A 24,167-nucleotide genomic window follows, 5' to 3' on the forward strand; every position below is an offset into this window, starting at 1 on the left:
CCCCATGAGTGAGTTTCTGGATATCGCCCTATCCTTCCCTCCGGTCGTCTTCTCCTTCGGCCTCGTCGTCGTGGTCCTGTACTGGCTCACCGTGATCGTCGGCGCGCTCGACGTCGACATCGTGGACGTCGGCGACGGCGAGCTCGAGGCCGGCGGCGGGTTCTGGTCGGCCTTCGGATTCGGCGCGGTCCCCTTCACCGTCGTGCTCTCGCTGTGGATCACCTTGGGCTGGATCGTGACCGTGCTCGGCACGACCTGGGTGCGCAGCGCCGACATGTTCATCCCCCCGGCGCTCACCGGCACGGCCGTGCTCGTCGCCGGGATGGGCGTCGGGATGCTCGGCGCGAAACTGCTCACGCGCCCGCTCGGGCGGCTCTTCGAGGACGCGCCCGCGACGGCGCACGCCGACCTCGTCGGCAAGGTGTGCGTGGTGCGCACCGGCACCGTCTCGCTGGACGCCGGCCAGGCCGAGATCACCGATGACGAAGGCAACGTGCTCCTCATCAACGTCCGCCGCTCCCCGCACGAGCCCGAAGGCCTCGACCCGGAGCTGTTCGCGCGCCACTCGAAGGTCGTCGTCTTCGACTACGACGAGGTCGGGAAGGTGTTCCTGGTCGTGCCGGTGGCGCTCCCGCCGGATGTCGTCCTGGAGGCCTGAGCCCGCGCCCGCACCGGCCCGCATCACAGTGGACCGCAAGGTATTGCCACGCGGTGACCGTTTTGCGCGCTCCCCGATTCGTGCCGCCCGGGACCGCGAGTACCCACGGCATGGCGCGGTTTGGCTAGTGTGTGATCACGCCCGCCGCGACGCTGACAACACGCGCCGCACGCTTGTCCCCGTTCCCCCGAAGTCTCGTTAGGAACCATCGCATGGACGCCACCAATTCGGCGACGCTGATCACGTTCGTGGTCGTCGCGGTCGTCTTCATCGGCCTGCTGCTCATGATCATCCGGCTGTACCGGAAGGTCGCGCCGGGCCAGGCCCTCGTCGTGACGAAGCTGCGCACGCGCAAAGTGTCCTTCACCTCCGCGCTGGTCCTGCCGATCATCCACCGCGCCGAGTACATGGACATCTCGGTCAAGACCATCGAGATCAACCGCGCGGGCAAGGACGGCCTGATCTGCCAGGACAACATCCGCGCCGACATCTCCATCACGTTCTTCGTGCGCGTCAACGCCACCGTCGAGGACGTCATCAACGTCGCCGGGGCCATCGGCACCAAGCGCGCCTCCGACCAGGACACCCTGCAGGAGCTGTTCAACGCCAAGTTCGCCGAGGCGCTCAAGACCGTCGGCAAGCAGCTCGACTTCACGGACCTCTACACGAACCGCGACGAGTTCCGCGACCGCATCATCAACGTCATCGGCACCGACCTCAACGGGTACTCCCTCGAGGACGCGGCCATCGACTACCTCGAGCAGACCCCGATGGAGCAGCTCGACCCCAAGAACATCCTCGACGCGCAGGGCATCCGCAAGATCACCCAGCTCACCGCGATCGAAGCGGTCACCACGAACGAGCACCGCCGCACCGAGGAGAAGGAGATCAAGCGCCAGGACGTCGAGGCCCGCGAGGCCGTGCTCGAACTCGAGCGCCGCCAGACCGAGGCCGAGATCCGCCAGCAGCGCGAGATCGAGACCCTGCGCGCCCGCGAGTCCGCCGAGGTCCAGAAGGTCCAGGCCGAGGAGCGCCTCAAGAGCGAGACCGCGCGCATCCGGACCGAAGAGGCCACGGGCATCCAGCACGAGAACCGCCTCCGCGAGATCGCCGTCGCCGAGAAGAACCGCGAACGCGTCATCGCCGTCGAGACCGAGCGCATCGAGAAGGACCGCATCCTCGAGGTCGTCGCCCGCGAGCGCGAGGAAGAGCTCGCCCGCATCGCCGCCAACAAGGAGCTCGAGGCGCAGAAGCGCGACATCGCCGACGTCATCCGCGAGCGCATCGCTGTCGAGAAGACCGTCGCCGAGCAGGAAGAGGGCATCAAGCGCCTGCGCGCCACCGAGGAAGCCGAGCGCGAGCGCCAGCGCGTGATCATCCTCGCCGAGGCCGAGGCCCAGGAGAGCCTGGTCAAGGACATCAAGGCCGCCGAGGCCGCCGAGGCCGCGTCGAAGCACCTCGCGCGCCAGCGCCTCACCGAGGCCGAGGCCGCGCAGCAGGCCGCCGAGCTCGAGGCGCGCGCCAAGATCCGCCAGGCCGAAGGGGACCAGGCCATCGCGGCCGCCCCGGGTCTGGCCGCCGTCCAGGTCCGCGAGGCCGAGGCGGACGCGATCGAGAAGGGCGGGCTCGCCGAGGCGAAGGCCGCCGAGGCCAAGGGCCTGGCCGAGGCCGAGGCGTTCGCCGCCATCGGCAAGGCCGAGGCGAGCGCCACCGCCGCGAAGGGCCAGGCCGAGGCCGAGGCCCAGGCCGCGAAGGGCACCGCCGAGGCGAACGCCCTGCGCGAGAAGCTCCTCGCCGAGTCCGCGGGCCTCACCGAGAAGGCCGCCGCGATGGACGCGCTTTCCGACGCGAGCCGCGGGCACGAGGAGTACCGCCTGCGCCTGGAGATGGAGAAGGAGCTGCGCGGCATGGAGATCGACGCCCGCCGCTCGATCGCCGAGCAGCAGGCCGGGGTCATCTCGGCCGGGCTCGCGAACGCCGACATCTCGCTGGTCGGCGGCGACACCCAGTTCTTCGACCGGGTCGTCGGCGCGATCGGCTACGGCAAGGCCGTCGACGGCTTCGTCGCGCACTCCGATGTGGCGCAGTCGGTCGCGGCCTCGTGGGGCAACGGCTCCACGTCGTTCGCCGAGGACCTGAAGGGCGTGCTCTCGGGGGTCGGCAGCGAGGACGTCAAGAACCTCACCGTCTCTGCTGCGCTCGTGAAGCTCATGCAGGGCGGCGGCGACCATGACGTGCTGTCGGGCCTCCTCGGCAAGGCCAAGGAACTCGGCGTCGCCGAGAAGCCCGCGCTCGAGATCGCCAAGTAAGCCGTGAACGGGACCGCGACCCGCACCGGGTCGCGGTCCCTCAGCCGTCCGACTCCTAACGCTCCCAGGGGAACCCATGGCCGAAGAGAAGCCCGCCACCGAGGCCGCGCCCGCCTCGACACTCGACGCCGGCACGTACGAGGTCCTTTCCTCCCGCCTCGCCGCCGAAGCCGACGAGCTCGCCGGGCGCGCCGAGGCGCTCAACACCGCCCGCACCGACGCCTTCGGCTCCACCGGCCTCACCCTCCTGGGCACCACGCGCATCCGCACCGCCAACAACTGCGTGCCCCGCGACATCGCCCGCGTCGGCGACCGCCTCCTCTTCGGCTACAACGTCCATATGGGACTCAAATCCCAGACGAACGTCGGCGACGTCTTCACCCTCCACGACTTCCAGCGCCAGGACAACGAGTTCGCGTTCACCGAGGTCACCGCTCCCGGGCACCTCCTCGACCAGGCCAAGTTCACCGCCGACTTCACCGAGATGTACCGGTACTACCGGTCCACCGAGCTCCTCCAGGTCCGCGAGGTCGACGGCCGCCTCCTCGCCGTCTTCAAGATCGGCGAGAACCTCGCCGACCAGCGCGTCCTGCGCTGGCAGCTCGCCGCCGGCCAGGAACCGTCCTACATGGACGCCCGCGGCGACGCGGACGCCGTCTGGCCCGAGCCCTACGACTTCGAGTGGACCCCCACCGGCCGCGAGCACCACGTCACCGGCCGCCACCCGCACGTCTCCATCGAAGACGAGATCTTCGTCGAGTGCATCAACGGCGACCTCACCGTCAAGATCGAGGACAACACCGACTCCGGCGAGGGCATCTACCGCGAGCCCGTCACCGAGCCCCTCCAGTCCCTCGCCGACGCCGAGATCGCCTACACCCGCGTCGGCCCCCTCATCCTCCTGAAGATCCTCCCCTACAAGGAGACCGTCACCCGGTACCTGATCTTCAACTCCCGCACGGGGACCATCGTCCGCGCCGACGCCATCGGCCAGGCCTGCCGCCGCCTCCCCGAGGACCACGGGCTCATCTTCCCCGGCGGCTACTACCTCAACGAAGGCAAGCTCAAGACCTTCGACCACGACGTCGCCGACCTCCGCTTCAAGCGCGTGATCCGCTCGCCCAACGGCGAAGACGTCCTCTTCATCTTCTACAGCCAGACCGAGGGCCGCTCGCTCCTCCTGCCCTACAACGTCATCCGCAAGGAAGTGGCCGCGCCGATGAGCGTCCACGGCTACGCGGTCTTCGACGACGGCACCCTCGCGGCCTTCCGCTTCACCGGCGAAGAGGCCACCCGCGTCCACCCGATGCAGATCTGGTCGACCCCCTTCGTCTCCGAAGCCCACGCCGCCGCAACGGAAACGGGCGACACCCCCGTCCACCGCATCGGCAACGCCGAGGCCGTGCGCGCCGTCTCCGACGCGCTCTCCGTCGCCCGCATGGTCCGCGAGATGCAACCGGCCCAGGCGGTCTTCGAAGCGCTCATCAGTGCCGCGACCCGCTGCCTCGACGACTACCCGTGGCTCGGCGACGAGGGACTCCACGACCTCGACGAGAGCCTCGCCCGCGTCCGCGACACCGCAGAAGCCGTCCTCGACGAGTACGCCACGGTCGCCGAGCTCACGACCGAAGCCCAAAAGGCCCTTGAGGAAGCGCAGACCGGCACGGTCAAGCTCCTGCGCCGCGCCCGCGGCGAGGCCCCCAAATCCGCCGCCGACTGGGTCGCGCTCCTCGCCGAGCTGCGCGGCGCGGGCGGCCACCTCGTCACCCTCCGCGAGACCCGCTACATCGACCTCGCCGGGCTCGACGCGCTCGCCGCCGAGGTCACCGAGACCCTCGACTCCACCGGCCGCCGCGCCGTCGCGTTCCTCGAACGGGAGGACGCGTTCACCGCCTACTTCGAGCAGGTCGCCGACCTCGAACGCAAAGCCGAGGCCATCGCTTCAGTCGCCGAGTCCGACCCGCTCCTGGGAGACCTCGACGAGCGCCAGCGCGGCCTCGAAACCCTCACCGAAGTCGTTGCGACCCTGGAGATCGGCGACGCCGTCGTGCGCACCGCGATCCTAGGGCGCGTCTCCGAAGTGCTCGCCGCCGTCAACCGCGCCCGCGCGACACTCGCCGCGCGACGCCGCGAACTCGCTGTGGGCGAAGGGAAAGCGGAGTTCGCCGCCGAGTTCGCGCTCCTCGGCCAGTCCGTCACCGCCGCGATCGCCGCCGCCGACACGCCCGCCGCGTGCGACGAACAACTCGGCAGGCTCCTCCTCACCGTCGAGAACCTGGAGACCCGCTTCGCGGACTTCGACGAGTTCCTGAACCGACTGGCGGACAAGCGTACCGACGTCTACGAGGCGTTCTCCTCCCGCAAGCAGCACCTCTTGGACGAGGCCGCCCGCCGCGCCGAGCAGCTCGCGCAGTCGGCCGCCCGCATCCTGGAGGCCGTGGCCCGCCGCACCGCCACACTGTCCTCACTGGACGAAGTCAACACGTACTTCGCCACGGACCCGATGGTCGAGCGCCTGCGCAAGGTCATCGCGGAGCTCCGCGGCCTCGACGACACCGTCCGCGCCGAGGAGATCGAGGGCCGCATCAGCGCCGCCCGCGCCGAGGCCGGGCGCGCCCTCAGCGACCGCCTCGACCTCTTCGACGGCGACGCCGTCAAGTTCGGCGAGCACCGCATCCCCGTCAACACGCAGCCGCTCGACCTGACCCTCGTGCCCTCCGGGGACGCACTCGCGTTCTCCCTCACCGGCACCGACTACCGCCACACGGTCACCGACCCCGGTTTCGCGGACACGAAACCGTACTGGCACCAGTTCCTGCCCTCGGAGAACGAGGGCGTCTACCGCGCCGAGCACCTGGCCGCCGCGCTCCTCGCCGAGCACGGCCCCGCGAAGCTCCTCGCCGAAGACCTCCCCGCGTTCACCGCTGCCGCCGCGGCCGAACGCTACGACGAAGGCTACGAGCGCGGCGTCCACGACGCCGACGCCGCCGCGATCCTCGCCGAGGCCCTGCGCCTCTACGCCGCCTCCGGGCTCCTGCGCTACCGCTCCGCCGAACGCGCTGCGGCCCAGCTCTACTGGGGCCACGGCATCCCGAAGGAGGAGCGGACCGCGATCCGCACCCAGGCCCGGTCGCTCGCGCGCGCCCGCGCCGTGTTCGGCCGCGCCGACGCCCTCGCCGACCTCGGCGCGGACCTCGGCGAAGCCGTCAACCACTACCTGAACAACCACCTGCTGCCCCTCGAAGTCGACCCCGACCTCGCGGGGGAGTACCTGGCCGAAGAACTCGCCGACCCCAGCGGCGGTTTCGCCGTCTCCCAAAGGGCCCGTTCGCTCCTGGCCGCGTTCGAACGCCAGATCGGCCCGGGCGCCAAGGCCGACTTCGAATCCGACCTGCGCGCCCTCGAAGACGACATGACCTCCAAATGGGAGCTCGCCGCCGTCTGGCTCGAGTCCTTCCTGCACCAGGCCGAACCCGACGGCTTCGACAGTCCCTCCGGAGCGTCCTTCGACGCGGCCGACCTCCCCGAAGCGCTCGCGGTGATCCTCGCCGAGACCGACACGTACGACGTCACCGCCGAACTCTCCAGCAGCGTCACCGGCCTGCTCGGCACGCACGCCCGCGTCGAGGGCCGCGTCCTGCCGCTGCGCCTCGACGAGTTCCTGGCCCGCACCGGCCGCTTCCGCCGCGTCGTCCTCCCCGGCTACCGCGCCTACCAGCGCCGCCGCGGCGAGCTCATCGAGACCCACCGCAGCACCCTCCGCGTCGAGGAGTTCAAGCCCAAGACGATGGCCGGGTTCGTGCGCAACCAGCTCATCGACGACGTGTACCTGCCGCTCATCGGCTCGAACCTCGCCAAGCAGATCGGCGCCGGCTCCGGCGAGGGCCGCCGCACCGACCAGTCGGGCATGCTCATGCTCATCTCCCCGCCCGGCTACGGCAAGACCACGCTCATGGAGTACGTCGCCGACCGGCTCGGGATGCTCCTGGTCAAGGTCAACGGGCCCGCGCTCGGGCACGAGACGGTCTCCGTCGACCCGGACGACGCGCCGAACGCGACCGCCCGCGCCGAGGTCCAGAAGATCAACTTCGCGCTCGAATGCGGCAACAACGTCCTGCTGTACCTCGACGACATCCAGCACACCAACCCCGAACTGCTGCAGAAGTTCATCTCGCTGTGCGACGCGCAGCGGAAGATGGAGGGCGTCTGGAACGGCCGCACCCGCACGTACGACCTGCGCGGCAAGCGGTTCGCGGTGTGCATGGCCGGCAACCCGTACACCGAGGCGGGGCAGAAGTTCCGCATCCCCGACATGCTCGCCAACCGCGCCGACGTGTGGAACCTCGGCGACGTCCTCTCCGGCCGCGACCAGGTGTTCGCCCAGTCCTACATCGAGAACGCGCTCACCTCCAACAAGGTCACCGCGCCGCTCGCCGGGCGCGAGCGCTCGGACACGTCGGTCCTCATCCGCCTCGCCAGCGGCGACCCGACGGCCGACGCCACGGCACTGCGGCACCCCTACAGCGCGGGCGAGCTCGACCAGGTCCTGTCGGTGCTGCGCAAGCTCGTGCGCATCCAGAAGACCGTGCTCGCCAACAATCTCGCGTACATCGCCTCGGCAGCGATGGACGACAGCGCCCGCACCGAGCCGCCGTTCCTGCTCCAGGGCTCGTACCGGAACATGAACCGGCTCACCGAACGGGTCGTCCCGGTCATGAACGACGACGAGCTCGAAGCGGTCATCGACGACCACTACGCGGGCGAGGCGCAGACCCTCGCGTCCGGCGCGGAGGCGAACCTCCTCAAACTCGCCGACCTCCGCGGCCGCCTCACCCCCGAGCGCGCCTCGCGCTGGGAGGCCGTGAAAGAGGCCTACCGGCGCGAGCAGACCCTCGGCGGCGCGAGCGACGATCCAATGTCGAGGGCCGTCGGCGCCATCACCTTGCTCTCCGACCGCGTGAAGGGCATCGAAACCGCCCTGCAACAAAGGAGCGGCGCCGAACTGGAATAAGTCCTCTCCGCTGGCCCGGACCTCCCTTGCCACCCGGTACGCTCTTGAACAAAAGCTTAGGCGCGTAGCCCGTAGTGCCCCTGCAGCCGAAAACCACCGAATAAGGGAGGTCCCCCGTGCCGACGAAGACGGGAGATAAGGTCCGGATCATCGTCTTGGGCACCGGCCCCGACGCCGAAACCGCCCGCGCGATCGCCGAGTCCGACGCTGATGTCGCGCTCGCCAAACAGTTCACCAAGACCGTGACCCACCTGGTCGTCGACGACACCGTGAAGCCCGCCGAGGCGCGCGTGAAGAAGGCCGAGGAGGCCGGCGTCCCGGTCCTCACCGTCGCCGAGTTCCGCGCGCTGCTCGTCGCTGGTGTCGAGGACGAGGAAGCCGCCGAGGCCGAGGTCGAAGCGGCCCCCGAGACCCCCGTCGCCGCGGTGGACACCGAGCCGGAGCCCGAACCCGAGCCGGAAACCGTCGACGAGCCCGCCGAACCTGTTGCGGCAGAGCCCGAACCGGCGGAGGAGCCCGAGCCGGTCGCCGACCCCGAGCCCGCGATCGTGGACGAGCCCGAAGCCGAAGCCGAGCCGGTCGTCGAGGCCGAGCCCGAGGTCGTCGAGACCAAGGCCGACGAGGTCGTCGAGCCCGTCGCCGAGGCGATCGACGAGCCCGAAGAGGTCCCGGCCGACCCCGAGAAGACCGTCCCGTCCCAGGCGGAAGCCCCCGCCATCGAGAGCGACGCGAAGTCCGAGGAGAAGTCGGCCAAGCCGTCCTTCCTCGACAAGATCAAGTCGATCTTCGGCCTCAGCACCGCCAAGAAGTAGCGCGCGAACGACCAGGGCCCCGATCCGATAGGTTCGGGGCCCTGCTGCGTCCGCAGGCGCCGATCGGCGGGGAATGCCGGAGCCCCCGCGTCCGGGGCTTTACGCTACGGGCGAAACGGATCAGGCCGTTCCCAGAAGTTGAGTCGGCTACACTCAACTTCGGGTCGCGTCGGCAGCCGACCGCGCAGCGGCCTTCCTGGGGAACGCAGAGGAACAGGGGAACCGTGGACGTCAACCGTTTGACCACCAAGAGCCGAGAAGTGATCTCCCAGGCCGCGCGCACCGCGGCCGCCGGAGGGAACCCGGCCGTCGAACCCTGGCACATCCTCGACGCGCTCCTCACCGTCGACGGCTCCACCGCGCCGGGCCTGCTCCAGCTCGTCGGCGTCACCCCCGGCACCGTCTCGGCCGAGACCGAGCGGCGCATCGACGAGCTCCCGTCCGCCTCCGGGCCCTCGGTCTCCGAGCCGTCCATGGCCCGGGAGTCCTTGCGCGCCATCAACGCCGCCGACAAGATCGCCACCGACTACGGCGACGAGTACGTCTCCACCGAGCACCTCATCACCGGCCTCGCCCAGGCAGGAGGCGACGTCAGCACCTTCCTCGCCGCCGAGGGCGCCACCGACAAGAAGCTCATCAGCGCCTTCCCCACCCTGCGCGGCGGCGACCGCAAGATCTCCACCGCCGACCCCGAGCAGGGGTACAAGGCCCTCGAGAAGTACGGCGTCGACCTCACCGAGACCGCCCGGTCGGGCAAAGTGGACCCCGTGATCGGCCGCGACACCGAGATCCGCCGCGTCATCCAAGTGCTCTCGCGCCGCACCAAGAACAACCCGGTCCTCATCGGCGAGCCCGGCGTCGGCAAGACCGCGATCGTCGAGGGGCTCGCCCAGCGCATCGTCGCCGGAGACGTCCCCGAATCCCTGCGGAACCGCCGCGTCATCCTCCTCGACCTCGCCAGCATGATCGCCGGAGCGCAGTACCGCGGCCAGTTCGAGGAGCGGTTCAAGTCCGTCATGGAGGAGATCAAGGGCTCCGACGGCGAGGTCATCCCGTTCATCGACGAGCTGCACACCATGGTCGGCGCCGGGAAGTCCGAGGGCTCCCTCGACGCCGGGAACATGCTCAAGCCCGCCCTCGCGCGCGGCGAGCTCCACATGATCGGCGCGACCACCCTCAACGAGTACCGCGAGCACATCGAGAAGGACGCCGCGCTCGAACGCCGCTTCCAGCAGGTGTACGTCGGCGAACCCACCATTGAGGACACCGTCGCGATCCTCCGCGGACTCAAGGAGCGGTACGAGGTCCACCACGGCGTGCGCATCACCGACTCCGCGCTTGTGGCCGCCGCGCAGCTCTCGGCGCGGTACATCCCCGACCGGCAGCTCCCCGACAAGGCCATCGACCTCGTCGACGAGGCCGCGAGCCGCCTGCGCATCGAGATCGACTCCCGCCCTGAGGAGATCGACACGATCGAGCGCTCCGTGCGCCGCCTGGAGATCGAGGAGACCGCCCTCCAGAACGAGAACGACCCGGCCTCCGCCGAGCGCCTCGCGTCCCTGCAGCGCGAACTCGCCGACGAACGCGAGAAGCTCGCGGCCCTCTCCCGCCAGTGGGAGTCCGAGAAGAACCGCATCGGCAAGGTCTCCGAGCTCAAAGAAGAACTCGACGACCTCCGCACGCAGGCCGAACGCGCCGAACGCGAATACGACCTCGAGAAGGCCGCGCAGCTGCGCTACGGGCGCATCCCCGAACTCGAGCAGCAGCTCGCCGACGCCGAGGCCGAACTCGCCAGCGCCGACACCGACCCGGCGCACCAGCCGATGCTCAAGGAGGAGATCGACGCCGACGAGATCGCCGACGTCGTCTCGGCCTGGACGGGCATCCCCGCCGGGCGGCTCCAGGAATCGGAGACCCACAAACTCCTGCACGCCGAGGAGGTTCTCGGCGAGCGCGTCGTCGGGCAGCTCGAAGCGGTCACCGTCGTCTCCGATGCGCTCCGCCGCGCCCGCGCGGGCCTCTCGGACCCGAACCGGCCCACCGGCTCCTTCATTTTCGCCGGGCCCACCGGCGTCGGCAAGACCGAGCTGGCGAAGGCCTTGGCGCAGTTCATGTTCGACGACGACCGCGCGATGATCCGCATCGACATGGGCGAGTACACCGAGCAGCATTCGGTGGCCCGCCTCATCGGCGCCCCGCCCGGCTACGTCGGCTACGAGGAGGGCGGCCAGCTCACCGAACCCGTGCGCCGCCGCCCGTATTCGGTGGTCCTCCTCGACGAGGTCGAGAAGGCGCACCCGAGAGTCTTCGACACTCTCTTGCAGGTCCTGGACGACGGCCGCCTGACCGACGGCCAGGGCCGCACGGTCGACTTCCGCAACGTCATCCTCATCATGACCTCGAACCTGGGCTCGTCGGCCCTGGTCGACCCGCTCCTGGAGGACGCGGCGAAACGAGACCAGGTCATGGCCGCGATCCGAACCCACTTCAAGCCGGAGTTCCTCAACCGCCTCGACGACATCGTCATCTTCCACGCGCTCGCCCACGACCACCTCAAGTCCATCGTGGACGTCCAGCTCCGGTTCCTGGAGCACCGCATGGAGACCCGGCGCCTGAAGCTCGACGTCAACGACGCCGCGAAGACCTGGCTCGCCGACCGAGGCTTCGACCCGGTCTACGGCGCCCGCCCCCTCCGCCGCCTCATCCAAACCGCCATCGGCGACCCGCTCTCCAGAGACCTCCTGGAAGGCAAGATCACCGACGGCGACACCGTAGAAGTCGGCGTCTCCGACCAAGGCGACAAACTCACCGTCGCCAAGCGCTGACACCGGGGCCACTTCGAGTCCGGGCCGGAGCGGTTGCTCCGCTCCGGCCCGGACTCGGGACCGGTCCCGAGCCGACGCCAATACCCTCCGGGCATGGCTACAGTCTCGAACTCCTCAGGCCGCAACGCCGGATCGGTGTGCGACTTCTGCGGTCGCCGCGGGTCAGCGGCCCTCGAACCGGCCCGAGTGGAGCGATTCGTACCTCCGTCCGTCTGGCACTGCTATTCCTGCAAGGCCATGTACGACGGACTCGAGGCGCGCTGGATCTACCGGGAGCTGCCGGGGAACCGGCCCTGGCTGGTGCTGGACGGCGGCACCGAACGCACCGCCGAGCCCTCCCCGGACCCCTACCCGGGCATCCAGGCCGCGATCAACGAGATCAGCAGAGGACTGCTCCCGGTCCATCCGATCGCCGCACGGATCGCGGCGGTGAAGCTCAGCGTCTTCGCGGAACCGGACCCGGTGCCGCACACCTCGCGTCACGAAGCGCTCGCGAGCATCGCCCGCTCTGTCGCCGACATCCTGCGCAGGGACTTCGAGCGTCGCAAGGACGACCGCACGTCCTCGAACCCATGGGGCGGCGGCCGGGCCGCCGGTTCCAGGGACGACTCCGTCCGCACCCTGGCAATGTTCGGCGGCGGCAGCGGCATCATGTACCAGCGCACCGGCAGGGACGGCCGCTGGCAGACGCAGGAGAGCTTCCTGATCGACAGCGAGCACGCGGTCCACCGCTACACCTACTGGTCGACGTAGGCCGGCGGACCTCCCGGCGGTCGTCCGGCGGCAGCGATTCCCGCCCGCGCGTGTCACCCTGCGACTCCGTCACTCATCGTGGCCGCGGGCTCGGGCCGTTCCTACCATTGAGCCAGTGACGAATGCTCCGGCCCGCGCGAGATCGCTCCGCCTCGACCCTCTCGACCTCGTCAGCCTGGGCATTCTCGCCACCGGGCTGCTGTGCTGGGCCACCGGTGTGCTCCCCACCGCGGACGCGCTCGCGAACCTCGGCCGGGTCGCGCCGCTCGTGCTGTTCCTCGGCACCGTCATGGTCATGGTCGCGATCGTCCAGGCCTCGCAGCTGTTCGACCTCGCCGCAGCCGCGCTCGCCCGCTTCGGTCGCGGCAGCCACGCCGCGCTGTTCGCGTGCTGCTTCGCGCTCGCCACCGCGACCACCGTCTTCCTCAACCTCGACACGACGATCGTGCTGCTCACCCCCGTCATGCTCGCCCTCGCGGCGGCGACCCGCGCGCCCGCGCTCGGGCTCGCGGTGACCGCGGTCTGGCTCGCCAACACCGCGAGCCTGCTCCTGCCCGTCTCCAACCTGACGAACCTCCTCGCCGCCGACCGGATCGGCCTCGACCCGCTCGACTTCGCCGCCCGCATGTGGGCGCCGCAGCTCGCGGTGCTCGCCGCCACCGCACTGTGCCTGTGGTTCGGGTTCTGGCGCCGCCGCCACCGCGAGCTCGACCGCTACCTCGTGCCCGACCGCCTCCCGGCCGTCGCCGACAAGCGCCTGCTCGTGACGGCCGCACTCGTGACCGCCGGATTCGTCGCCGCCGTCGTCGCGGACGCGCCCATCCAGATCGTCTCGACGTGCGCGGCCGGGCTCCTCCTCGTCCACTGCCTGCGCCGCCGCCGCGACCTGCTGACCTGGAAGCTCCTCCCGTGGCGGCTCCTCGTGCTCACCGCCGGGCTGTTCCTGGTGGTCCCGGCGGTCATGCTCCACGGCGGCGCCGACGCGGTCGCGGCGCTCATCGGCTCCGGGTCCGGCGACGGCGCGGCGATCAGGGCCGGGCTCACCGGCGCGGGCCTGTCGAACCTCGTCAACAACCTCCCCGCCTACACCGCCGTCGAAGCGGTCGTGCCGCCCGGCGAGACGACCGCGCTGCTGGGCCTGCTCATCGGCACGAACGTCGGCCCGCTCATCCTCCCGTGGGCCTCGATGGCGACCCTGCTCTGGTTCGACCTCGTCCGCTCGGGCGCGCCCGAGCCGCTGCGCGTCCCCATGGGCCGCTTCATCGCCCTCGGCGCGCTCCTCGCCGCGCTCGGCACCGCGGCGGGCCTCGCAGCACTCCTGTGGCTCTGACGCAAGTGCACTATGGAGTGAATGTTTCGGGTTCGCCGGAATAACCCGGCACGGTTGGTCATAGTGCACTCATGGCCGTTCCCGAACCACTGGGCCTGACCCGTCGCACCGTCCTCACCGGCGCGGCCGCCCTTCTCACCGCATCAGCCGCGGGCCTCGCCGTCCCGCGGCCGGCCCGCGCGTCGGCGCTGCCGCAGATCCGGGCCGCCGCCGCAGGCTGGACGGGGCGCGACGGCGAACTGCTCGTCCTCACCGCCGATCCGGCGACCGAGGCCGACTACGCCCTGCAGCTCCTCACTCCCACCGAGAACCCGGACGCCGGGGCCGAACTCGGCCCGCCGCTGCCGCTCCCGCTGCCCGCCGGGTTCCACCCGCATTCGATGGCCGCGCTCGGCGACGCCCTCTGGATCACCGGCGCTGTCGAGCTCGCGCCCGACCGGGCCCGGCCCGCGCTCGTCCGGGTCCGCGGCTCTAAAGCCGCCTATGCCCAACTGCCCGTACCGAAGACGATCCGCTCGGGGATCGCCACCGCCGTCGCGCCCCTCGGCGCGCGCGGCCTCGCCGTCGCCGTCGAAGGCAGTCCCGACCCGCACCTGGCCGTCATCTCCCGTGCCCACCTCGCCCTCACCGGGGACGGCGGCCGCACCTGGGCCGACCGGCCGCTCGCGACCGGCCTCGGCGAGGGCTACGGCACGGTCCTCGCCCCCGCCGGGCGCGGCCTCTTCGTCGCCACCGCAGACGCAGAGGGCACGCAGACCATCCACATCGCACACACGATCGCCCGCCTGACGCGCGCCGCCACCCTCCCTGACGCCGGGCGCCCCATGGCCGCCGTCGCCGCCGACGGGCACGTCAGCGTCTTCTCCGACCGCCACGGCACCGTCACCGAGACCCGCTTCACCGCCGACGGGGCGACACTCGAAGCCGCGCCCGCGTGCGCCTGCCGGGGCGAGATCCTCGCCGTCCCGGGCAGGCCCGGCACGTGGCTCGAGACCGACGGCCGGACCATCCACATCAGAGGCACCGCCTGACGCGGCGAAGGAGGACCGATGGCATTCCCCAGCAGCAGCACCGCGTTCGCGCGCTCCACGTGCGACTATCCGGACATCACCCGCGACTGGCTCCACCAGGACGCCCTCAAGACCCGCTACCGCACCGCGTTCGACGGCGACGGCAACGGCGTCCACCCGAACACGACCTCGTTCACGATGCACGAGGAGACCCACCTCAAAGCGGGCCTGGTGGTCCGCGACCTCCACCACCTCGGCGCGAACTACGCCCGCAGCGAGGGGCCCTGGTCCTACCAGTGGACCGGCCTCGCGGGCGCGAAGGTCTGCAAGCCTGGCTACCACCGCTACGGCGCGGCTATCGACTTCACCCGCTTCGACTGGGGCTCAGGCAATTACGTCGATACGGCCCTCCACGGCGCGGACTCCCGCCTGTACCTGCGCCGCCGCTACCTCGCCGTGATCGCGACCTGCCGCAAGCACTTCGGCACCGTCCTGCACTGCAACAACGACCCCGACGGCTCCCACTGGAACCATATCCACGCCGACCGGGGCCGCCAGGCCGTCGCCGCCAACTGGGGTTACCAGACCGACACGACCATCATCCAATGGGCCGCAAGGGATCTCGCGGGCGTCAAGGACATGCCCATCGACGGCGACTTCGGTCCCAAGACCAAGCGCGGCTACGAGTTGCTGCGCGAGCAGTTCGGGACGGGCGGCGTCGACCCGACCGCCTCGGGCGACGCCTTCCGGATCTGGCTCGCCCTCATCGGCCGCCACGGCGTCGCCGACAAGCCCGCGGGCGCCTTCCGCGCCGACGCCGCCCTGCAAGCCGAGGCCGCCGCCGCAGGCGACTGACCGCGACCGGCCCGCACCGGGCCCAGTAAGGAGCACGCCTTGGACGACCCGCACCGCAACGGCCGCAAGCTATTCGCCATCGCCGCCGTCCTCGCCCTCGCGGGCGCGACCGGCGCCTGCGACGTCAACGCCGTCTCCGGCAACGGCACCGCCGCCGGGGTGTTCTACGCGCTCGGCGACGACCACCGGCTCTACCGCTGGGACGCGGCCGCCGACGCCACCGAACCCGTCCTCGACCTCAGCGGCGCCTGGCAGGGCGAAGGCGACGTCGGCACCGTGCTCCGCGCGTCCCTCACCGTCGACCCGACCGAACGCCACGCCGCGTGGATCGCCGGAGCGAGCCCCGCCGCGTCGCTCATGTTCGGCGACTTGGACACCGGCGAGGTCGCCACCGCCGCCGAGTACCCCGTCGACCACGCCTGCATCGACCCCGCCTGGCTCCCCGACGGCTCCGCGGTCCTCGCCCACCGCGCCCCCGTCTGGGGCGAGGACCAGGGCACCGACGACATCCCGCTCCCAGTCGAGACCTGGGGCGACACCGAGTGGTACGCGCCCGGCGCCGGACAGTTGCCGACCACTGTGGACCTCGACCCGGACGGCTGCAGGCTGCGCTGGTACACCGCCGAAGACGGCTCCGCGCAGGCGCTCTACCACGACCTCGGCCTCACCGAGCTCTACCGCGTCGACACCGGAGGCCAAGTGCTGGAGACGATCCCGGTGCCGAGCCTGCAGGGCGCCGAACCGCTCACCATCGGCCTCGTCAACGTCGACCCTGCGGGCCGCTACGCGTGCGTCGTCGACGGCTACGGCCCCGACGGCGCCGCCAAGGGCGGCTTCACCATCCGCGCCGAATCCGGCACGCGCGTCGTCGACCTCGCCTCGGGCGAGGCGGTCGGCCCCTCCGACGCGGGCTGCACCACCCTCCACGCGGACGGCTTCGTTTCCCGCCAGGACGCCGCGGTCGAGTTCATCGACTATGACGGCGACACCGCCTGGGCCACCGAGCTTCCCGACCAGATCGCCGAATCACCGGTCCTGTACTTCTTCCCCGAAGGGTCCTGAACCGGGCGGCATAGGATCGGGGAGTGAACCGCGTCCTCGGCATCCGCCGCCACCCGCTCAAATCGGCCGCCGCCGAACACGTCGGCGACGCCTTCGTCGGCAAGCACGGCCTCGACGGCGACCGCACCTGGACCTGCCTCGACGCCGACGGCACCATCGGCAGCGCCAAGCAGCCGCGCCTGTGGGCCCGCCTCCTCGAGGTCACCGCCGTCCTCGCCGCAGACGGCGTCAGCGTCGCCGTCCCCGGCCGCGAACCCGCCCTCGCGGGCAGCGCCGAAGCGGACGAAGCGGTCTCCGCCTGGCTCGACCGCCCCGTCACCCTCACCCGCAAGCCGCCAGGCCAGCTCAAACGCCACCACTGGTGGCCCGACGAGCCCGGCATGATCCCCGACTGGGCCGCAGGCAAAGAGCCCGGCGGGGACGACGTCGTCGCCGCCCGCCACGACGCCGAAGGCGGCCGCTTCTTCGACTACGGCGCTGTCCACCTCGTCACCTCGGGCGCCCTCGAGCGCCTCGGCGCCGAGCACGGCAGCCCGGTCGACCCGGCCCGCTTCCGCCCCAACCTCGTCCTCGACCTGCCCGCCGACCCCGAACCGGGCCAGCGCATCGCGATCGGCGCCGACGTCGTCCTCGAAGTCGCGATCCCGACCCCGCGCTGCGTCATCCCGTCCCTCGCCCACGGCGACGCGCCCGCCGACCGCGCGCTCCTGAAGACCCTCGCCGCGCACCACCGCATCGACGTCCCCGACTTCGGCCGCGCCACCTGCTTCGGCTTCTACGCCGACGTCCGCGCGGTCGGCGCCGTCGCCGTCGGCGACCCGATCACCGTCACTGGGTAGCGAACGGCCCGTTCAGCGCAGTGCGCCGAACGGGCCGTTCACTACGGTGCGCTAGTTATAGGCGGTCGTGTAGTACCGGGCCTTGTAGAATTCCGCGCCGCTGCGCGTCCGGTCCGCCGACTGCGAGAACACCACCGTCGGGCTGCCCCAGTCGCGCGAACCCGCGTTGTCCCCCTGCACGTAGAAGTACTCGCCCGTCTTCATCAGCACGTACGCCTTGACCCGGCGGATCGTGTGCAGCGTCGTCTTCGCCAGCGTCGACTTGTTGATCGCGTACACGCCGTACGTGTCCGAGACGATCAGCCGCCCCGAGTTCGAGAAGTCCGGCTGCAGGTCGTGCCCGAGCCCCGAGAGCGTCACCTTCTTGCTCGACTTGGCCAACCGGATGTTCCGGTAGGTGCCCGACACCGTGTACGCCTGCACGATCTTGTCACCGCTCGCCCACAGCAGCTTGTTGTTCGCGTCCCAGACGACCCCGTGCGCGCCCGCCAGGTTGACCGTCTGCACCTTGGCGAGCGTCGACGGGTTCGAGACCGCCGTCGGCGCGTACACCGTGAGGAACCCGTCCGACGAGGCCGAGACGTACGCCCCGAGGTTCGGGATGCGCTCCAGCGCATGCGGGTTCCCGCCCGGCGACGCACTCCACAGCACGTCGTTCAGCTCCTGGTCCTTCTCGTCGGTGATGTTCCAGATCCCGACCCGGCCGCCCGACGCCGCCGCGAGCCCGATCACCCCGAAGTCCGCCGTGTCGCGGATGCGGCAGTCGGAGAGGTTCGCCCAGCCGCCCGTGCCGGGGCTCCACGACTTGTACCGGTTGGCGTCGCTAAACGCCGCGTTCTTGTCGAACACCATCACCTTGTTGGAGACCTGCTCGGTCACCATCACCTTGAAGTTCGCCGTGTCCGCCGACGCGACGCCGACACCGACCGCCCCGGCGGCGGCCAGAGGCGCGCCGATCGCCACCGCGCGCAGCAGATTCCGTCTCTTCACGAATGACTCCTCTAGGGGTAGGGAGAGCCCGCACCCGGTCCGGGCCGCGGGCCGACACCAGTGTGCGACACCGGAACCAGTCAACCCCTAGACGCCATCGCGCCCCCGCCGAGTTGCAGGCGGAAACCGAGGGGGAGAACGATCCGCACGTTCCAAATATGTTCTGGGGATAGAGGAAAGGCCCGGATCATCGCGATGATCCGGGCCTTTACCTGCTTGTATGGTGCGCCGCGAGGGATTCGAACCCCCAACCTTCTGATCCGTAGTCAGATGCTCTATCCGTTGAGCTAGCGGCGCAGGTCGGCTTGATCGTTTCGATCAGGACCGGGCATAACCTTACCTGGACCGAAAACGGATCTGCAACCGGGTAAGCGGATGTGCCCTGCGTCATCGAGGGTGCCGGACGGCATGTCAGCAGTTGGCGAGGACCGTCTTCGCAAGGGCCCGCCAGGCGTCCGGCAGGCGCTCGGCCCGCTCGGGGAGCGGGGCGCCCGCGGCCGCCCACACGGCCGCCTCGACCTCGGGGACCTCGTCGCCCAGGACGTAGCGCTCGACGAACGCCGCCCGGTGCTCGTGCCCGGGGAAGAAGTACCCGCCCGCCGCGAACAGCGCCACGTACGCCCGGTGCAGGCCCTCCGTCAGCGTCTCGGACAGCTCCCACGGGTCCGCCGCGTCGCCCAGCCGCTTCGCGAGCGCCTCGACCTCGCCGGCCACGGCCTCGCGAGAAGCGTCGGCCAGCGCCTGCGGGAACTCGGTCGCCTCCGCGCGCGCCTTCGAGCCCAGCTCGGAGTCGTCGGCGAGGAGCGTGCCCTCGGCGAACCGCGCGATGACGTGCAGCGCCTCGGCGCCCGGCCGCTCCCAGCCCTCGCCCCGGTCGAGCGCTTCCAGGTGCGACTGGAAGCGCGCCACCGTGAGGTGCACCGCATCGGCGCTCGCGTCGGCGGGGACGGCGTCGGTCTCCCACACGCACACCAGCTCGGCCTCCTCCCCGAATCCGGAGAGGGCGGGGCCGTGCGCGTATGCGAACGCGAGGCGCTCGTCGTCGTTGATCTCGGCGAGGACGTCGGTGGAGAGCCTGAGGACCGCGTGGGGAAGGGACATGCCGCAATTGTGGCCGTTGTTCGCAACCGCGTCCACCGCCCGTTCGTACGCGCGGCCGGTGATCCCGGCCATGCGCCCGCGCAGCGGGACACGCGGATCGGCGGAGCCCTCATGTCGTAAGCGGCGGTTAGCATGTGCGGATGGCTACACCCACCGGTCGTCTCGGCACGGAACTCGAGCCGGGCGCGGTCGCCGCCTGGCGGGCCCACTCCCAGCGTCTCTGGGGTGAGCGATTCGACGCGCCCATGGACGCGTTCCGGCACCTCGGCGCGGTCCAGTCCCAGGAGTTCCAGCCCTCGAAGCTCACCCCCGCGATGCGCACCCGCCCCGACGCCGAGGGGCTGCCGTTCACGTCGGCCGACTCGGTCGACGCCCTCATCGACGACGGCGCGGTCGTGCGCACCCACGTGCTCCGCGGCACCTGGCACACCGTCCCCGTCGAGGACCTGCGGATGATGCTCGCCGCCAGCGCCGACCGCGTCCTGCACACCATGGGCGCGAACAACCGCTCCTGGGAGCTCGACGCGGCGACGCTCGACCTCGGCACGGAGACGCTCGCGGCGGCGACCGCGGGCGGGCACCACCTGACCCGCGAGGAGGCCTCGGAGGCGCTGGCCGCCGCCGGGATCGCCGACCCGACCACGACGCGGCTGATGCACCTGCTCATGCACGCCGAGCTGCGGTCGGCGATCTGCTCGGGAACCCCCAAGGGCGGCAAGCAGACCTACGCCAACTTCGACGAGCGCGTCCCGGCAGGGTCGTGGGCGCAGGACGAGGCGGTCAAAGCGCTGGCGCAGCGGTTCTTCACCTCGCGGGGCCCGGCGACGCTGAAGGACTTCACGCGCTGGGCGACGCTGAAGGTGGCGGACGCGAAGGCGGCGATCGACGGGCTCGGCCTGGAGGAGGTGCGGGTCGGCGACAAGGTGCTCTACTACGCGCAGGAGCCGCCGGAGGCCCGGGGCGCGGGCCCGGTGGTGGACTTCGTGCAGGGCTTCGATGAGATGCTGTGCTCGTACACGGACTCGAAGGAGTTCGTGATGCACCACACGGTGCCGCGCACGCGCTTCCCGGCCCGGGCGCGGTTCACGTCGGTGATCCTGCTCGACGGCCAGGTCATCGGCAGCTGGAAGGCGACCCCGAAGAAGGAGTCGGTCCTGATCGAGACGTGGCGGGTGCGGGGCTTCACGGCCGCCGAGATCGCGGCCCTGCGCCGCGGCGCCGACCGCCTGCGGGCCTGGTATGGCAGGCCGGAGATGGAGCTCGTCCTCGACCACGAGGCGTAAAGCCTCGGCGGGTCCGCGAGGATCACTCGCCTGCGGCCGGTGTCGGTGCCGCGGCGTACTTTGGTTGACGAGGGGGCCTGCATGGAGGACAAATCCGGAATTCCGGAAATGTCCCTCACGCAGGCCCCCTTGCCGATTACCTATACCTCACGGGTCCGACATCAGCGGCCCCTGAGGTTTACTCGGGTTACAGGCGGGCGAGGGCTTCGGCGAACGGGGCGAGGCCCATCGAGCCGAGGTTCAGCGCGTCCGTGTGGAACTGCTTGAGGCTGAAGTCGGTGCCCTTGCGGGCCTTGTAGTCCTCGCGGGCCTGCATCCACAGGCGCTCGCCGACCTTGTACGACGGCGCCTGCCCGGCCCAGCCGAGGTAGCGGTTGCGCTCGAAGGAGAGCATGTCGTCCTCGATGGTGCGGGTGTGGGCGCGCATGAACTCGAACATCTTCTCGCCGTCCCACTCCTCGCCCGGCCGCCAGCCGAACGGGTTGTCCTCGGGGATCGCGAACTCGCAGTGGAGGCCGATGTCGACGACGACGCGGGCGGCGCGGAAGGCCTGCGCGTCGAGCATGCCCAGGCGCCCGGCCGGGTCCTCGTCGTAGTAGCCGAGCTCGTCCATGAGCCGCTCGGAGTAGAGGGCCCAGCCCTCGCCGTGGCCCGAGCACCACATCATCTGGCGCTGGAAGCGGTTGAGCAGTTCGATGCGGGCCATGGTCTGGCCGACCTGGAGGTGGTGGCCCGGCACGCCCTCGTGGTACACAGTGGACTTCTCGCGCCACTTGCCGAACAGCTGCTGGCCCTCCGGCACCGACCACCACATCGCGCCCGGACGGGAGAAGTCCTCGCTCGGCCCGGTGTAGTAGATCGCCCCGTCCTCGGTCGGCGCGATCTTGCAGTCGATGGTGCGGATCTGCTCGGGGATGTCGAAGTGCTTGTCCGCGAGGTCGGCGATCGTGGAGTCGGCGAGCTCCTGCATCCAGTCGCGGAACACGGCCTTGTCGGTCATGTTCTCGTCGGGGTCCTGGTCGAGGAAGGCCACGACCTCCTCGATGGACGCGCCCGGCTTGATGCGCTCGCAGGTCGCGCGCATGTCAGCCTCGATGCGGGCCAGCTCCTGCCAGCCCCACGCGTAGGTCTCCTCGAGGTCGATGTCGGAGCCGATGAAGTACCGCGACGCGCGCGAGTACCGGTCGCGGCCGACCGCGTCCTTCTCGGGCGCCTGCGGGGCCAGCTCCTCGCGCAGGAACAGCGCGAAGCGGGTGGCGGCGTAGCGGGCGCGGGTCGCGCCGTCGCTCAGGGCGATGCGCAGCGCGCCGGTCTTGACGGGCTCGCCGTCCACGGTCACGCCGTTGACGAGGTTCGCCCAGAAGTCGGTCTCGATGCCCTTGGCGCCGTTCCAGTTGTCGCAGTGGGTGGCGACTTCCAGGACCTGGCGCTTCGCGGCCACGCGGCCCGCGGCGGCCTCGGCGCGCAGCGTCTCGGTGTACTGCTCGAACGCGTTCGGGACGGCTTCGAGGCGGGCCGCGATGTTCTCGGCGGCCTCCTGGCCGTCCTTCGGCATGAGGTCGAAGATCTGGCGCACGCTGTGCACGGGGGACGCGAGGACGTTGAGGCTCAAGTAGGTGTCGCCCGCTTCGTGGCGCTCCATCTGGAGGCGCAGGCGCTCCAGGATGGCGTCCTTGGCGACGCGCTCGCGCTCGTCGACCGGCTCGGCGGCCTCCAGGTCGGCGATCGCCTTACGGGTGAGGGCGGCTTCGGCCTCGAGCCCGGCGGGCGAGAGGTCGTCGATCTCGTGGTCGTGTCCGGGGACGCCCATGCCCGTGGCCGTGAGCGGGCTCATGGCGATGACGTCCTCGACGTACTGGTCGGCGATGCGGTCGATGCTTCTCATGGAGTGGACTTTACGCGAGGGCGCCGGGCGAGCGCGACCTCGCTTTCGACCGTTTCGATCCATCCGCCCGCCGCGCCGAGTTCGGCGAGCGCCGCCCTCGTGAGCGGGATTCGTTGCGCCGCAAGGGTTTCAGGCGGCCAGTCCGCGCGGCGGACGCGGGCGCCGTCGAACCATTCACTGATTGGGTTTGGCCGATCGGTGTAGGCGTCGAGGTCCTGCCAAGCCGTGTCGAGCTCCCCGCCGAGGTCCTCCAGGGCGCTCATGAGCTCCTCCCGGTTGCCTTCGACCATGCCCGCGAAGAGCGCGGTCGGGCCGGCCGCGACGCGCGTGCCGTCGCGGAACGAGCCGGCCGCGAGCGTGCGGGCCAGCGGCTCGTCGGCGACGCGCACCAGCGCGGCCGCGACCAGGTGCTCCAGGTGCGAGATCCGCGCGGCGGCCCGGTCGTGGTCAGTGGACGTGGCGGGCACGACGTGCGCGCCGAGCGACGTCCACAGCGCGGCGAGCAATGTCCAGTCGGCGAGGTCGGTGTCCTCCTCGAGGCACAGCACCCATTTGGCGCCCCGGAAGAGCCCGGCCTCGGCGGACGCGAACCCGTTGGTCTCCTTGCCCGCCATGGGATGCCCGCCCACGAACCGGTACCGGGCGAACAGCCGCGCGGGCACCGCTTTCACTGAGGAGACGTCCGTGACCAGGCCCGTGTACCCGTCCAGGGTCTCGGCCGCGACGGCCGCGAGGTGCCGGAACGGCGCCGCCACGACCACGAGCTCGGATTCGAGGACCGCGGCCGGGTCGCCGGTGACGGGGAAGTGCGCGGCGGCGGCGTCGCGGGTCGCCGGGTCGGGGTCGAAGCCGAGCACGTCGTGCCCGGCCTCGGCGAGGGCGAGCGCGGCCGAGCCGCCGATGAGGCCGAGCCCGAGGACCGCGGCGCGCATCAGAGGTAGAGCCCCGTGTTGTCGTTGTTCACGCGCTTGGCGGCGACCGCGTGGATATCGCGCTCGCGCAGGAGGAGGAAGGTGCGGCCCTGGATCTCGACCTCGGCCTTCTCCTCGGGGTCGAACAGGACACGGTCCCCGGTCTCGACCGAGCGCACGAGCGGGCCGACGCCGACGGCCTCGGCCCAGTGCAGGCGGCGGCCCATGGCGGCGGTGGCGGGGATGACGATCCCGGCGGCGGAGCGGCGCTCGGAGTCCGCGTCCTCGCGCACGAGGAGGCGGTCGTGCAGGAGCCGCACGGGCAGTCCGGTCGTGGAGTCCAACGGTGTATCGGTCACAACGCGCCAGCCTACCGGCTGCAGCGGCGCGAGGAGCAGCGCGAGCGGGGAGACGCACGCCCGCCGCGCGCGGATTGTCGTACCCTCGCGCGACCATTGCATCGGGGGGACCCGCGTTCCGACACACCCGACCCCGGGTGCGCCGAGGGGTGCCGGCGGGCACTCGGTACAGGC

Annotated in this window: 17 protein-coding genes and 1 tRNA gene; 12 read left to right on the forward strand and 6 right to left on the reverse strand. The window is 71.0% G+C overall.

The features are described from left to right. Positions 1 to 4 precede the first annotated feature (4 nt). The 11 genes from ACZ60M_RS17480 (at position 5) to ACZ60M_RS17530 (ending at position 17,464) form a co-directional block, all read left to right on the forward strand. Complete coding sequence (locus ACZ60M_RS17480; RefSeq protein WP_465419254.1) at positions 5 to 658, forward strand: hypothetical protein; 654 nt, start codon at positions 5 to 7, stop codon at positions 656 to 658. A gap of 212 nt (positions 659 to 870) precedes the next feature. After that, positions 871 to 2,967, forward strand: a complete 2,097-nt coding sequence (locus ACZ60M_RS17485) for a flotillin family protein (RefSeq protein WP_465419256.1) — start codon at positions 871 to 873, stop codon at positions 2,965 to 2,967. A 76-nt stretch (positions 2,968 to 3,043) separates the two neighbouring features. Beyond that, a complete protein-coding gene (locus ACZ60M_RS17490) occupies positions 3,044 to 7,978 on the forward strand; it encodes a DNA repair ATPase (RefSeq protein ID WP_465419258.1) in 4,935 nt (1,644 codons plus the stop codon). A gap of 116 nt (positions 7,979 to 8,094) precedes the next feature. Next, positions 8,095 to 8,790 carry a hypothetical protein gene (locus ACZ60M_RS17495; protein ID WP_465419260.1) on the forward strand — a complete coding sequence of 232 codons (696 nt, stop codon included), beginning with the start codon at positions 8,095 to 8,097 and terminating at the stop codon, positions 8,788 to 8,790. A gap of 224 nt (positions 8,791 to 9,014) precedes the next feature. Beyond that, on the forward strand, positions 9,015 to 11,615 hold the full coding sequence (gene clpB / locus ACZ60M_RS17500) for an ATP-dependent chaperone ClpB (RefSeq protein ID WP_465419261.1): 2,601 nt from the start codon (positions 9,015 to 9,017) through the stop codon (positions 11,613 to 11,615). 93 nt (positions 11,616 to 11,708) lie between these two features. Continuing rightward, positions 11,709 to 12,368, forward strand: coding sequence for a hypothetical protein (locus tag ACZ60M_RS17505; protein ID WP_465419262.1), 660 nt, complete (start codon positions 11,709 to 11,711; stop codon positions 12,366 to 12,368). Positions 12,369 to 12,483: 115 nt separating this feature from the next. Beyond that, positions 12,484 to 13,698, forward strand: coding sequence for an ArsB/NhaD family transporter (locus tag ACZ60M_RS17510; protein WP_465419264.1), 1,215 nt, complete (start codon positions 12,484 to 12,486; stop codon positions 13,696 to 13,698). Positions 13,699 to 13,769: 71 nt separating this feature from the next. Then, positions 13,770 to 14,729, forward strand: coding sequence for a hypothetical protein (locus ACZ60M_RS17515; RefSeq protein WP_465419266.1), 960 nt, complete (start codon positions 13,770 to 13,772; stop codon positions 14,727 to 14,729). A gap of 18 nt (positions 14,730 to 14,747) precedes the next feature. Further along, positions 14,748 to 15,563 carry a hypothetical protein gene (locus ACZ60M_RS17520; protein ID WP_465419268.1) on the forward strand — a complete coding sequence of 272 codons (816 nt, stop codon included), beginning with the start codon at positions 14,748 to 14,750 and terminating at the stop codon, positions 15,561 to 15,563. A 39-nt stretch (positions 15,564 to 15,602) separates the two neighbouring features. After that, positions 15,603 to 16,625 (forward strand): hypothetical protein, encoded by a 1,023-nt coding sequence (locus ACZ60M_RS17525; RefSeq protein ID WP_465419270.1) that lies wholly within the window; start codon positions 15,603 to 15,605, stop codon positions 16,623 to 16,625. A gap of 23 nt (positions 16,626 to 16,648) precedes the next feature. Continuing rightward, positions 16,649 to 17,464, forward strand: coding sequence for an MOSC domain-containing protein (locus ACZ60M_RS17530; protein WP_465419272.1), 816 nt, complete (start codon positions 16,649 to 16,651; stop codon positions 17,462 to 17,464). Positions 17,465 to 17,515: 51 nt separating this feature from the next. Here the strand turns inward: ACZ60M_RS17530 and ACZ60M_RS17535 are convergent, their stop codons facing one another. The 3 genes from ACZ60M_RS17535 to ACZ60M_RS17545 all read right to left on the reverse strand — a co-directional run bounded on the left by ACZ60M_RS17535 (position 17,516) and on the right by ACZ60M_RS17545 (position 19,555). After that, positions 17,516 to 18,454 carry a DUF6528 family protein gene (locus ACZ60M_RS17535; protein WP_465419274.1) on the reverse strand — a complete coding sequence of 313 codons (939 nt, stop codon included), beginning with the start codon at positions 18,452 to 18,454 and terminating at the stop codon, positions 17,516 to 17,518. Positions 18,455 to 18,675: 221 nt separating this feature from the next. After that, positions 18,676 to 18,751, reverse strand: a tRNA-Arg gene (locus tag ACZ60M_RS17540). A 114-nt stretch (positions 18,752 to 18,865) separates the two neighbouring features. Next, positions 18,866 to 19,555, reverse strand: coding sequence for a hypothetical protein (locus ACZ60M_RS17545; protein WP_465419276.1), 690 nt, complete (start codon positions 19,553 to 19,555; stop codon positions 18,866 to 18,868). 140 nt (positions 19,556 to 19,695) lie between these two features. Here ACZ60M_RS17545 and ACZ60M_RS17550 point away from each other — a divergent pair, with 140 nt between their 5' ends. Continuing rightward, positions 19,696 to 20,838 carry a winged helix DNA-binding domain-containing protein gene (locus tag ACZ60M_RS17550; RefSeq protein ID WP_465419278.1) on the forward strand — a complete coding sequence of 381 codons (1,143 nt, stop codon included), beginning with the start codon at positions 19,696 to 19,698 and terminating at the stop codon, positions 20,836 to 20,838. A gap of 187 nt (positions 20,839 to 21,025) precedes the next feature. On the opposite strand, the gene ACZ60M_RS17555 is transcribed toward ACZ60M_RS17550, so the two are convergent. Genes ACZ60M_RS17555 through ACZ60M_RS17565 form a run of 3 tightly spaced genes read right to left on the reverse strand, consistent with a single transcriptional unit; the run spans position 21,026 to position 23,993 of the window. After that, positions 21,026 to 22,723, reverse strand: coding sequence for a DUF885 domain-containing protein (locus tag ACZ60M_RS17555; RefSeq protein ID WP_465419280.1), 1,698 nt, complete (start codon positions 22,721 to 22,723; stop codon positions 21,026 to 21,028). Further along, the gene (locus tag ACZ60M_RS17560; RefSeq protein WP_465419282.1) at positions 22,720 to 23,655 is read right to left on the reverse strand and encodes a prephenate dehydrogenase; all 936 of its coding nucleotides are present in this window, start codon (positions 23,653 to 23,655) and stop codon (positions 22,720 to 22,722) included. Before ACZ60M_RS17560 ends, ACZ60M_RS17555 begins: the two co-directional genes overlap by 4 nt. Next, the gene (locus ACZ60M_RS17565) at positions 23,655 to 23,993 is read right to left on the reverse strand and encodes a GroES family chaperonin (RefSeq protein ID WP_465419284.1); all 339 of its coding nucleotides are present in this window, start codon (positions 23,991 to 23,993) and stop codon (positions 23,655 to 23,657) included. Before ACZ60M_RS17565 ends, ACZ60M_RS17560 begins: the two co-directional genes overlap by 1 nt. Between the last annotated feature and the right edge of the window lie 174 nt (positions 23,994 to 24,167).

The sequence above is a fragment of the Glycomyces sp. NPDC050141 genome (genome assembly GCF_055586545.1).